General features: G+C 43.4%; 13 protein-coding genes. 7 read left to right on the plus strand and 6 right to left on the minus strand.

Annotated elements, in window-relative coordinates; translation table 11 throughout:
• Nucleotides 1-2 precede the first annotated feature (2 nt).
• The 6 genes from FFR00_RS20175 to pspF all read right to left on the minus strand — a co-directional run bounded on the left by FFR00_RS20175 (nucleotide 3) and on the right by pspF (nucleotide 6,276).
• The gene (locus FFR00_RS20175) at nucleotides 3-782 is read right to left on the minus strand and encodes an ATP-binding cassette domain-containing protein (RefSeq protein ID WP_137675222.1); all 780 of its coding nucleotides are present in this window, start codon (nucleotides 780-782) and stop codon (nucleotides 3-5) included.
• Nucleotides 775-1,782, minus strand: a complete 1,008-nt coding sequence (locus tag FFR00_RS20180; RefSeq protein ID WP_137675223.1) for an oligopeptide/dipeptide ABC transporter ATP-binding protein — start codon at nucleotides 1,780-1,782, stop codon at nucleotides 775-777. Before FFR00_RS20180 ends, FFR00_RS20175 begins: the two co-directional genes overlap by 8 nt.
• The gene (locus FFR00_RS20185; protein ID WP_137675224.1) at nucleotides 1,782-2,669 is read right to left on the minus strand and encodes an ABC transporter permease subunit; all 888 of its coding nucleotides are present in this window, start codon (nucleotides 2,667-2,669) and stop codon (nucleotides 1,782-1,784) included. Before FFR00_RS20185 ends, FFR00_RS20180 begins: the two co-directional genes overlap by 1 nt.
• Nucleotides 2,656-3,621 (minus strand): ABC transporter permease subunit, encoded by a 966-nt coding sequence (locus FFR00_RS20190; RefSeq protein ID WP_137675225.1) that lies wholly within the window; start codon nucleotides 3,619-3,621, stop codon nucleotides 2,656-2,658. The genes FFR00_RS20185 and FFR00_RS20190 overlap by 14 nt, the downstream gene beginning before the upstream one ends.
• A 3-nt stretch (nucleotides 3,622-3,624) precedes the next feature.
• Entirely contained in the window at nucleotides 3,625-5,223 is a 1,599-nt protein-coding gene (locus FFR00_RS20195) for an ABC transporter substrate-binding protein (protein WP_137675226.1), read from the minus strand.
• A 72-nt stretch (nucleotides 5,224-5,295) separates the two neighbouring features.
• A complete protein-coding gene (gene pspF / locus FFR00_RS20200) occupies nucleotides 5,296-6,276 on the minus strand; it encodes a phage shock protein operon transcriptional activator (RefSeq protein WP_137675227.1) in 981 nt (326 codons plus the stop codon).
• Nucleotides 6,277-6,466: 190 nt separating this feature from the next.
• Here pspF and pspA point away from each other — a divergent pair, with 190 nt between their 5' ends.
• From pspA to FFR00_RS20235, 7 genes are all read left to right on the plus strand, one after another.
• Nucleotides 6,467-7,132 carry a phage shock protein PspA gene (gene pspA / locus FFR00_RS20205; protein WP_137675228.1) on the plus strand — a complete coding sequence of 222 codons (666 nt, stop codon included), beginning with the start codon at nucleotides 6,467-6,469 and terminating at the stop codon, nucleotides 7,130-7,132.
• 8 nt (nucleotides 7,133-7,140) lie between these two features.
• A complete protein-coding gene (gene pspB / locus FFR00_RS20210; protein WP_137675229.1) occupies nucleotides 7,141-7,365 on the plus strand; it encodes an envelope stress response membrane protein PspB in 225 nt (74 codons plus the stop codon).
• Entirely contained in the window at nucleotides 7,365-7,739 is a 375-nt protein-coding gene (gene pspC, locus FFR00_RS20215) for an envelope stress response membrane protein PspC (RefSeq protein ID WP_137675230.1), read from the plus strand. The genes pspB and pspC overlap by 1 nt, the downstream gene beginning before the upstream one ends.
• A 250-nt stretch (nucleotides 7,740-7,989) precedes the next feature.
• A complete protein-coding gene (locus FFR00_RS20220) occupies nucleotides 7,990-9,462 on the plus strand; it encodes a TyrR/PhhR family helix-turn-helix DNA-binding protein (RefSeq protein WP_137675231.1) in 1,473 nt (490 codons plus the stop codon).
• Between the two features lie 110 nt (nucleotides 9,463-9,572).
• Nucleotides 9,573-10,679, plus strand: coding sequence for a 3-isopropylmalate dehydrogenase (gene leuB, locus FFR00_RS20225; protein ID WP_137675232.1), 1,107 nt, complete (start codon nucleotides 9,573-9,575; stop codon nucleotides 10,677-10,679).
• A gap of 67 nt (nucleotides 10,680-10,746) precedes the next feature.
• On the plus strand, nucleotides 10,747-11,925 hold the full coding sequence (locus tag FFR00_RS20230; RefSeq protein WP_201798783.1) for a cystathionine beta-lyase: 1,179 nt from the start codon (nucleotides 10,747-10,749) through the stop codon (nucleotides 11,923-11,925).
• A gap of 96 nt (nucleotides 11,926-12,021) precedes the next feature.
• The coding region (locus FFR00_RS20235) for a valyl-tRNA synthetase (protein ID WP_137672878.1) at nucleotides 12,022-12,107 on the plus strand (86 nt) is incomplete at its 3' end.

The following is a 12,107-nucleotide window of genomic DNA, read 5'->3' on the forward strand; positions in this document are numbered from 1 at the left end:
TGTTATTTACGGAAAGCATCTTGGTAGGCATTTAATAAACGTTGACTCAGCTCGTGTTCGGGCTGAGTAAAAAATAGCTCCGTTGGCCTGAATTCAACGGCTTTTCCTTGCTGCATTACCAATACTTTATCGGAAAAGTGACGTACCAACCCCAAATCGTTAGAGACGAAAACATAGCTGATCGCAAAGCGTTGTTGTAATTCAATTAGCAAGTTAATTATTTGCGCTCTTACCGATACATCGAGTGCCGCAATACTTTCGTCAATAACAATAATCTTCGGACTTAAAATCAGCGCTCGAGCTACCGCTATGCGCTGTTTTTGACCACTCGATAGCATGTTGGGATAAAATTCAGCATGTTCTTCAAGTAAACCTACCAGTTTCAAAGTAGCTACAACCTTTTGTTGTTGCTCCTCGGTGCTTAGGCCGGTATTTAACATTAGTGGTGCAGAGAGGATCCGGCCAATGTTAGAACGGGGGTTTAAAGAGCTGGTAGGGTCCTGGAAAATCATCCTTATTAAGCGGCAGCGGCGAGTATAATCTCCATACTTTAAGGCCTCGCCATTTACAAAAATATCACCGCTACTGGGTTTATTAATGCCGGCGAGTACTTTGGCCAGGCTAGATTTCCCAGAGCCTGATTCACCTATAATTGCCAAGCTTTCACCCATATTGAGGTCAAAGCTAATATCATCTATTGCAGCAAAACGTTGGCGACTTAACCAACCTTTATGCACATACACGTGCTGCGATAAGTTTTTAACGTGTAAAAGGTTAGCCATTCACAGTGACCTTTTTTTCAATATTGAGCGGGTAGTGGCAAGCATATTGATGGCCTTTTACTTTCTTTAATTTAGGTTGAGTTACGCATTTACGTTGGGCTTTAGGGCAGCGGGGGCCTAGCCGGCAACCAATAGGCAAATGCTGCAATGCTGGAATAGAGCCAGGCAACCCTGGGAGTAGAGCTTTTCTATCGAAAGGTTGGCTGAATTTAGGTGCGGAACTAAGCAAAGCATTGGTATATGGATGGTGACTATTGCCTACCACTTGTTCTGAGCGTCCAACCTCCACCATTTGGCCACAATAAATCACGCTAATTGTATCGGCTAAATCGGAGAGAGTATTCAAGTCATGGCTAATTAACAAAATAGCCGTATTGTTAAGCTTATTGAGTTTGTGCAGCAAGCGAAGAATTTGGCTGGCAGTAGTGACCTCCATCGCGGTAGTTGGTTCATCAGCGACTAACAGCTTGGGTTGCCCAGCAATGGCCATGGCAATCATTACTTTCTGGCATAAACCATCAGACAGTTCATAAGGATAACTGCGCATTACTTTATGGTGGTCTTTAACGCCTACCTTATGCAACAAGGCTTGCGCCTGTTTTTTCCGCCATTGAAAACGGCGCCAAAACCCCCCTTTGATATTGTGGCAAGGGATCGCTTCTTCAATTTGTTTACCCACTTCTTCTGAGGGATCTAAACAAGAACTCGGTTCCTGAAAGATCATCGCTATTTCGTGACCGAGTACCTTGCGCCGTTGCTTAGTGGTGAGCTGAAGAAGGTCTACATCACCTAGGCGCATTCTGTCAGCTTTTATAGTCCAGCTGGGTTTGGTGACTCCTAGTAAGGCTTTAGCAATTAAACTTTTACCAGAACCTGACTCACCCACTAAAGCTTTAATTTCGCCTTCAGCCATTGTTAAGCTAACGCGATCTACTGCCTTAACTTTGCCGGTGGGAGTATCAATTTCGATAGTCAGGTTACGAATGTCTAGTAAGGCCATTAGTCGACTCCTTCTAACATCGCTTGGCGTAAACCTTCGCCTACCATGTTTACACTTAAGATACTGGTCATAATAACAAAGCCGGGTAGGGTAACGGTCCAGGGGGCTGAGAATAGTAAATCCTTACTCCCCCCTAACATTGCACCCCACTCGGGCAGTGGAGCTTGTGCGCCAATGCCAATAAAACCTAGGGCGGTAATATCAATTAACGATGAAGAGAAACTACGGCTTATTTGAAACACGATTGAGTCAGCAATATTGGGTAATACGCCGTGTTTTAAAATTCGATAGTTGGTCGCACCATCAAGTCTAATTGCGGTAATGTACTCTTTTTGAATTTCGGTAGAAACCGCAATGTAAGTGAATCGAATAAACTGGGGAATTTGTGCTAAAGCGATAGCGATTAAGGTGTTCTCTAAACCCGTACCCAAAAACGATACCACCATAATGGCAATAAGCAGCGAAGGTATGGATAAGGCCGTGTCCATCACATGGTGTAAAACGCTAGATTTTACGCCACGGCTCATGCCTGAAAAGATGCCTAAAGGAATTCCAATTAGCGCCGCAAAGGTAACAACAATTAAGCCGCCACCAAAGGTGAGCTGGCAGCCGTAGATGAGGCGGCTTAAAACATCACGACCTAAATCATCGGTGCCAAAAAAATTATCAACGTGACCGCTTTGATTCCACGAAGGCGGCTGTAATAAATTATCACTTTGAAAATCTAAGGTATAAGGCGCAATCAGCGGGCCAAACAGCGCTAAGGCAACAAAACCCAGCAGTACCCAAAAGCCAATCATTGCAATGGAGTTATCTTTAAAACGCTCTAATACACGTTGGAGAGCGCTAGAGATGGTCGTTTCTGCAAATACATTAGTGTTGAGCATAAACTTCTCTTCGGCGTAATGGGTGTATTAGCGCGGTAAACAAATCGGTGAGTACAAAGGTAATAATTACCAAAGTGGCAACAGCTAACATGCCACCTTGAATCGCCACATAATCTTGCTGGTAAATACTGGATATTAACCAACGTCCGATGCCGGGCCAGGCAAACACCACTTCAAGAACCATTGCCATGGTAAGCACGTTACCAAATTGAAGGCCTAAGCTGGGTAAAATGGGTGGTAAGGCATTATGTAAAGCGTGGCGTGTCACTATTTGCCATTTTGATAGCCCTTTGGTCGCTGCAGCTTTAATATAGTTTTCGCTCATCACCTTCGCCATTGAGTTGGATAACTGGCGTATTACTTCTGTTGTGGGCACTACCGCTAATACAAGAGTAGGTAAGGCTAAATGGCTAACGATGCTCATTAAGGCTGGCCAACGTGCTTGAGGTTCTAACCACATGACATCGATGATGCCAAAACCGGTAATTTGAGGGATCTCTAACAGTAAATCGTAACGACCAGATACCGGGAACCAACCCAATAACAGTGACGAGTTCATCACCAATAGTAAGGCTAACCAAAATACCGGAATGCTGTAGCCCACCATTGTAACGCTAAGGATTAGGTTTCTAATCCAGTGTTGGTGATAAATACCTGCTAACGTACCCAGTGGAATACCCACAATAAAAGACAGCAAAAAAGCAGAAAAGCACAGCTCTAAAGTGGCGGGTAAAAAGCTAATCAGTTCATCGAATACTGGTTTGCCGGTAATGCTAGATACACCCAAGTCGCCGTTGAGGTTATTCCAAACAAAGACTAGGTACTGGCTTAGCCAATTACCGTCTGTTTCAATAAAGATGGTTTGATTCTTCTGAAAGAAAAAAGCAATTAAGTTGATGATTAAAAAGGTAATCACCAGTAGGTTAATTCGACGAATAAAGTAACGTAACATGGCTTACTTCCTATAGGCGCTGCTAAAAGAAACGCCTCCGTATGGATTCCATGTAATACCACTGACACTGTTATTATACGAATACATTTTAAGCGCATGGGTTAAGGGAAGTACGGGCACATCTTGCTCAATAATTTCTTGAATTTTGTAGTAACTTCTCACGCGGTCCGCTAATCGCGGTGAGGTGGTGGCAGCATCGAGCAGCTGTTCGAAGTGCCCATTACACCAACGGCTATAGTTGTAACCTTGTTCTACCGCTTCACAAGCAAATTGTTGACGGAAAAAATCATCGGGGTCGCTATTATCGGTAGACCAACCCACTAGCAGCATATCGTAGTTAACACTTGGAGCCAGTAAGTAACGGCGAAGCACTTCCCAATCAAATAATCTAACGTTTACTTGGTAACCATCTTTCACCAAGTCATTACGTATTAGTTCTGCGGTTTTGTGGGGCTGTGGGTTATAACTTTTCGCTTCATTGAGTACCCACAATTCAATCGGTTGTTGTTTGGCTTTTTCGATATAGGGGTATACCAAAAAATCTTGCTCTGGTGAGCGAGCTTGGTGGCGATAGGCCCAAGAAGAAGCGGATAACATTCCATCGGCAATTTCAGCGGTATTCAAATAAACGGAATCTACAATTCGTTGTTTGTTGATTAAGCCTGCTACATTGCGCCGAACACGTACATCGGCAAACGGTGGCTTTTGAGTATTAAAGGCCAAATAAGAGACATTTAATCCCGCCTGAACCGACACCAACAAGTCATCACGTTCTTTAAGTACTTCTAATTGATTGGCTGCTGGTTGAGCCATTATGTCGCATTGGCCTGTCAGTAATTTGGCCAAACGAATAGAAGAGGTAGGAGTGATATCAAATACCAATTGCTGCATGGGCGGAGCACCGCGCCAATGCAGCCAATGGCGGTAGTAACGAATAAAGTGATCTTTACGTTGGCTGGCGTAATAAAATGGGCCGCTGCCAATCGGTTGCTGATCGAGTAAACCTAGCTGATTTTTGTCATTCAGCTGTTGGGCGTACTCTGCGGACAAAATAACCGCGTAATCGCTGGCCAGATTTGCCAAAAAAGCTGCGTCAGGTTTTTTTAGTACAAATTCGATGCTGCTATTTGATAGCTTGTTTAAGGCTTGAATATTGTTGCCAAAGCCAATGTTATTGAAAAACGGATAATCGCCATTGGCTAAGATATAAAGCGGGTGCTCAGAATTTAAAATTCGCTCAAAGCTAAGCATTACATCATCAGCATTCAAATTACGGCTTGGAGAGAAGTAATCGGTTTTATGAAAATGAATACCTTGGCGTAAGTCGAAGCGATAATGTAAGCGGTCTTCACTAATGTGCCAATTGTTCGCCACGCCACCTACCAGTTGCTGAGTGATAGGGTCTACTTCAATTAGGCGGTCGTATAAATGCCGAGAAGTCACCGCAATAGCATTCATAGAACTTTCTAACTGAGGGTTAAATGTGTGCGGAGCGGTCTCGGTGCAATACACCAAGCCGAGTTTTTTTACATCTTGTTGCTGTTCACAACCAAGCAGCAAAAAACTTAGACACATCATTGTGCCGAATGAGAATGCATTCATGTGAGGCTGATATCCTGATAACTGCTTGATAATTTAACATTAACCATCTGCTTATCTCAACCAATGATGGACTTAGCCTTGGGTATTAATTTGATGTTTCTTGATCAAACCCCTTAGTTGATGGTAGCTGATCTCTAAGGCTTGAGCGCAAAGGGTTTGTTTATAATGGTGTTTTTCTAAGGTATCGATAATAAGTTTTTTTTCAAACTCAGCGACTTGCTGCGTAAAACCTAAGTGCGAATGGACAACTTGGCTTTCATTGTTTGGCTCTGCAACTGGGCGCCAAGGTGAAGCAAAAGGGTCAACGTTAATCGCCTCTACTTGCCCCTTAGCATTGCTATTTTCAACTACGGCGCGCTCTATTACATTTTTTAACTCGCGAATATTACCTGGCCATGAGTAGGCTTCGAGTTGTTGTTTAACCTGTGTAGTGAAACTAACTCGATTGTTTAAGTTAAGCTCGTGGGCAATTTTTTGAGCGAAGTGTTCGGCTAACAAACAAATGTCTTCGGCTCTATGACGCAGTGGCGGCAGGGTAATCACCGCAAAAGATAAACGGTCTAACAGGTCGGCTCTAAACTTACCTTGGGTGACCAAACTGGGAAGGTCTTGGTTAGTTGCACAGATTAAGCGTACATCAACATCTATGGTTTTATTACTTCCAAGACGTTCGATTTGATTGTATTCAATGGTGCGTAATAATTTTTCTTGCACCTCAGAGGGCATGTTGGCGAGCTCATCTAAAAACAAGCTCCCTTTATCTGCTTGCTCAAAACGCCCGATACGTTGCTGAGCGGCACCGGTAAATGCACCAGCTTGATGACCAAATAGTTCAGACTCAATCAAATTGGGATTTAAACTAGCGCAGTTTAGGCTTAGGTAGTGCTTGTCCCAGCGCTCAGACAAATAGTGTAAACGCGCTGCAATTAGCTCCTTACCGGTCCCACGTTCGCCAATGACTAACACTGGGCGGTTAAGTGGGGCAAGCAAAGACACCTTATCAAGTACTTCTAAAAAGCTGGGAGCATTACCTAGTAAACTTGGGCTTTTCATTGGCTATATAGACTAACTATTGGTTAATTTAACTATAACTTCGGCTGGGGAATTTGTCACTTTTCATCTAAACATATAGATATCATAAGCTTACATAGTTGGCACAAGAGTTGTTATAGCTAGTTAGTCAATCTATAACACTTAGCCGTAATGATTAACGGTTTAACTTTTAGTCGTAAGGGGAAATACCATGGGAATGTTCACTCGTTTAGCTGACATCATTAACGCTAACATCAGTGCCATGTTAGACAAGGCGGAAGACCCACAAAAAATGTTGCGCTTAATCATTCAAGAAATGGAAGATACTTTAGTTGAGGTGCGCGCCAGCACGGCCAAAGTACTTGCCGATAAAAAGCAGCTGATTCGCAAAATCCAAATCTTAGAGCAGCAAGCTGATGATTGGCAGGGGAAAGCTGAGTTAGCTCTTAGTCGTGAGCGTGAAGATTTAGCGCGTTTAGCCTTAGTAGAGAAAAAGCACATTCAGGAGTCTATTAAGATCCAGCACCACGAGCTCAGCTTAGTAGACGATAGCTTGCTACAGTTACAACAAGAGATAGAACAGCTTGAGTTAAAACTTACCGAATCTCGAAATCGTCAAGCTGGTTTACTCGCAAGACAAACCACGGCTAAAAACCGTCATGCAGTAAGACAGCAACTTGATAACGAACGCGTTTTAAAAACCCGTGAAAAATTTGAGCAATTTCAAGCTAAGATTGATCAACTAGAAGCAAAAGCAGAAGTATTGGGTAACGATGGTAATAACCCAGACTTAAATAAACAGTTTGCTGAGTTGAGCGCTGATGCTGAAATCGCAGAAGAACTGAGTAAATTAAAAGCTAAGTTAGAGCAACAATAGGAGAGCATATGCTTACTGTATTGGTAACCCCGTTAATATTGTTTATGGCGATTGTGGCTCCTTTGTGGCTGATTCTGCACTACAAAAGCAAGCGACAAGTTGAACACGGCATTAGTGAGCAAGAGCGAGAGCAATTAAACGCCATCGCTACACGCGCCAAAGATATGTCTGCTCGGATTCGTGCTTTAGAGAGCATTTTGGATGAAAGTGTACCGCATTGGAGGGATCGCTAATGTTTGATAAACCTTTATATCGCGATCCTCGTAAAGGAAAAATAGCGGGGGTATGTGCCGGATTAGCGCATAGCCTTGGCGCAGAAACGTGGTTAATTCGCATTATTGCGGTTACCGTTGCCATTACTAACTTAGGTTTGTTTCTGATTATCTATGGTGCCGCTTGGCTGTTTATGGACAAGCGACCTAGTAACCAAGAAAGTGACGAATCAGTGACAATTAAATCAAAAGTGTGGCAACGAGGGGAAACGCCAAGCCAAGCTATAAATGAACTTGAGCATCAATTTGATGGCTTTGAGCAACGTTTACGCAAAGTTGAGAAGGTGGTTACCGCGCGTGATTTTGAACTTCATAGTCAGTTCAAAAACTTATAAGTTAAACGTGAAATAAATTTGTTCAGTTCAAAATAACTCAAGTGAATGTTAAATGACGCTTGGGTTATGTTGGCTTTTTTGGTTAGACTAAAGAAGCTTCGATAGATTTCGAGCTGTAATAAGTTGCTCAATAGGAGAGTTTTTTGCGTTTAGTATGGATTGTAGGAGAGGGCGGTATGTGGTGCAGCTGTGAGTTTTTGCAGGCACTCCAGTTACTGTCTCGGTCGCTAAAACTAAAAGCAGGCGCGTTATGCGCATAGAGCTAAACTGTGAGCAAAACACCCAAGTTTTTAGCGCAGTATTGGCTGTACTGGTTAAACATGGCTTGGCCCTGCAAGCGATGCAAAGTGTAGATAGTGGGCATTTATTCCTCCACCTTACTGAACTTGAACTTCCCCTTACTCAACAATTACTTAGTGAGTTTCGCTACTTAAATGGTGTATCTGATGCACGAATCGTATCGGCCTTACCCTCAGAAGTAGAGCATAAAGAAGTACAAATTCTGCTCGATAACGTGCCGTATCCGGTGGTGCTTATCGACAAACTTGGTCAAATTCGTCAATTCAATCAAGCCTTTGAGCAATCTTGTGGAGATACCCAACAGCCTTTATCTAATAGCGATATTAGTAAGTTTTTGCGCGGCTTTAGTGTACAGCGCTGGTTTGGCAGTGGATCAGGCAAACGCGAATTAGTAGAGATCCAGCTTAGCGGTCGAGTGTATATGGCTGACATTATCCCTCTCTCAGAAACTGCATTATTCTCACATCTGCCTGGCGCTATTATGCTGTTTAAGTCAGCGCATTGGTTAGAAGCTAGCTTTGATTTATCACAAATTGAACTAGGCATTAGCGAAGGCCGCTTAGTGGCCAGCAGTGACGAAACCAATAATGTTCTTAATAGTTTAAAACGTTTAGTTGACCACCCTATGCCCACCTTATTGTTTGGTGAAGCAGGCGTTGGTAAACGCTTTTTAGCGCGTCTACTCAATGAGCTTTCCATGGGCAGTGACGAACGTTTTTATTCTGTTAGTTGCCATAGCCAAGAATACAGTCTCTCTGAACAGTTGGCTGAAATAGCCGCCGAGCAACCTAATACAGTTCTGCTCACTAATATTGAACGTTTGAAAAGTAATGAGATAGAAGACGCAGTTAGTTCACTCACTGCGCCGCAGCTCGGTATAAAACACTTGTTGTTTTCAAGCCGCTATAGCCCAGAGCAATTAGCCGCGTTGTGGGGGGGCGATTATTATTATTCGATCATCAAAAACAGTATTAGTGTGCCTCCATTACGACAACGTAAAGAAGACATTGTGCCCTTGGCGCAGTCTTGGTTAGATTTCCAATCAGCTAAGCATCAAGAAGTGTCTCCTCCATTAGGGCGCGAGGTAAAGCGTTACTTGAGTTCCTTGAGTTGGCCGGGCAATATTCCGCAGCTATACCAAGTATTACAAGACTCTTTAGAAGTAGGCAGTTTAAAGCGCTGGCAAGTGAGTGATATTAAGTATCATCATGAAAAAGTGGTGGATAACGTCAGTATAGAGAGCTTGTTGCAGCAAGACTACCACTCAGCAATGGGCGAGTTTGAGCACCTTTTACTGAGTTATCATTATCCACAGCACCCAAGCTCACGACTGCTGGCCAAAAAACTGGGTCTTTCGCATACCGCAATTGCCAATAAACTTCGTGAACATAATATTCGTAACAAAACTGATTTAGATAACTAGTTTCGCCAGAATCGCAGCTGAAAAGCTCGATCTGTGGTTTACCCTTGCGCTGGTTTTGCTATGATGCGGCAATCAAAAAAATAAACTAATGCAATGGAGACGCAAACACAATGAAGAACTATAAGATCGCCTTATTGGCCGGCGACGGCATCGGTCCTGAAGTAATGAAGCAAGCGGTCAAAGTACTTAAAGCGGTTGAAGCGCGTAACCCAGAAGTAGCATTTGAACTTAACGAAGCCTTGTTTGGTGCGGTTGCCTACTTTGAAACGGGTAAATCTTTCCCTGCTGAAACCATCAAAATTTGTGATGAAGCTGATGCCATTCTTAAAGGCACTATTGGCTTAAATCATGAAGATTCAAAGAAAATCCCAGTAGACGAACAGCCAGAGCGTGGCGCTTTACTGCCGCTTCGTCGTCGTTACAATACCTACGCAAACTTCCGCCCTGTTTACCTTCCAAAAGAACTCGCTCACTTTTCACCTCTTAAACAAGAAGTGATTGGCGAAGGCATCGACATCATGATCATTCGTGAGTTAGTGGGTGGTTTGTACTTTGGCGAGAAAGAAGTGGGTAAAGACGAAAATGGTCAGCGTTACGTGCGTGAAGTGCTTGAGTATGATGAAGGCCAAATTCGCGACATTCTAAAAGTAGGTTTTGAAACTGCGCAACGCCGTAAAAAAGTAATGCACAATATCCATAAAAGTAACGTATTGAAATCAAGCGTACTATGGAACGAAATTTTAGAAGAAGTTGCCGTAGATTATCCAGATGTAGAAGTTAAGCACATCTTGGTAGATGCAGCAGCCACCTACCTATGTTTAAACCCAGGTATGTTTGACGTAATGGTGATGGAAAACATGTTTGGTGACATTTTAAGTGACCAAGGCGGCGGTATTTTAGGTTCGTTAGGCCTTATGCCTTCAGCGTGTATGGGTCCTGATAAGTCTTACTACGAGCCATCTCATGGCAGTGCTCCAGACATTGCGGGCAAAAACATTGCTAACCCTTACTCAATGATTGGCTCAGTAGCATTAATGCTAGAAATGAGCTTTGGCATGGAGCAAGAAGCTAAAAATCTTTGGCATGCAATGAAGTCGGTATTTGCCAATGGTTACGGCACGCCAGACTTGGCAAAAGGCGAAGATGCTAAACTTATCGACACTGACGCCTTTGGCGATATGGTAGTTGATGAGCTAAATAAAGCCCCTCGCGTTTAATTGCCAATACCCTTAATAACCAGCCTACGGGCTGGTTTTTTGTTGCTGCTACTCGGATGTCTTTATGATGAAAAAATCAACCAAAATTGTCAGTGCTGGACGCGATAAAAAATGGACTCAAGGCCTTGTAAATCCGCCGGTTTCTCGCGGCTCTACGGTTGTGTTCAACAGCGTAAAAGAGATGAAACAAGCAACCGCTAAACGTCACGATAAAACCCTGTTTTATGGGCGTAGAGGCACTCAAACTCATTTTGCTTTTCAAGAAGCAATGGTAGAGATTGAAGGTGGAGAAGGTTGTGCGCTTTACCCTTGTGGAACGGCTGCGATAAGTGGTGCATTGTTGTCGTTTTTACAACACGGCGACCACCTGCTGATGGTGGATACTGCTTATGAACCTACACGAGATTTATGCGAGAAGTTGCTAACTCGCTACGGTATTGAAACCACCTATTACGATCCCTTGATTGGTGCTGGTATTAGTGCACTTATTCAAGCCAATACCAAAGTCATCTTTCTAGAATCCCCTGGCTCTCTCACTATGGAGGTGCAAGACTCACCTGCAATAGTGGCAGCAGCACGCGCCGCAGAGCAAAATATTGTGGTGATGCTTGATAATACGTGGGCATCACCACTTAACTTTAGTCCTTTTGATTTTGATATTGATATCTCTATTCAAGCGGCTACTAAATACATAGTGGGCCATTCTGATGTAATGCTAGGTACAGCCGTTGCTAATAAGCGCTGTTGGGACCAACTTAGAGAGAACTCTTATTTATTAGGGCAGTGCACCTCGCCTGATGATGTTTATTTGGCCATGCGCGGCATGCGCACCTTAGGTGTTCGTTTAGCTCAGCATGAGAAAAATGCTTTAGAAGTAGCCAATTGGCTGGCTACCCGTGAGGATGTTGATCATGTTCGCCATCCGGCATTAGCAAGCTGCCCGGGGAACGAGTTTTTCAAGCGTGATTTTCAGGGTGCTTGTGGTTTGTTTTCTTTTGTTATGAAAGGAGGCAATCAAGCAGCCTTAACGGCATTACTTGATGGAATGGAACACTTTAAGATGGGCTATTCTTGGGGTGGATATGAAAGCTTAATAATGGGAGTTAATGGCGTTGATAAGCTTCGCACTGCCACTCAGTGGCATGCGAGTGGCACCTTAATCCGTGTTCATATTGGTCTAGAAGACACCGCTGATCTTATCGCCGATTTAGAGGCTGGCTTAGCGAGATTTAATGCTCAGCTGTAAATCGAATGATTGTGATAAAAAGCCACCCTCCTAGGGTGGCTTTTTTATTTGTAGTTGTCCCGTCCGGAAATAGGTTGACATAAAGAGGACGTCTTTATGACAACACCCATTAACTCAAGCCGTAAGCGCACACAACGAGATTACACCTTAGCCTTTAAATTAGGTGTTGTAGCGCGCATCGA

The sequence above is a fragment of the Agarivorans sp. Toyoura001 genome (assembly GCF_005405585.1).
Classification (GTDB): domain Bacteria; phylum Pseudomonadota; class Gammaproteobacteria; order Enterobacterales; family Celerinatantimonadaceae; genus Agarivorans.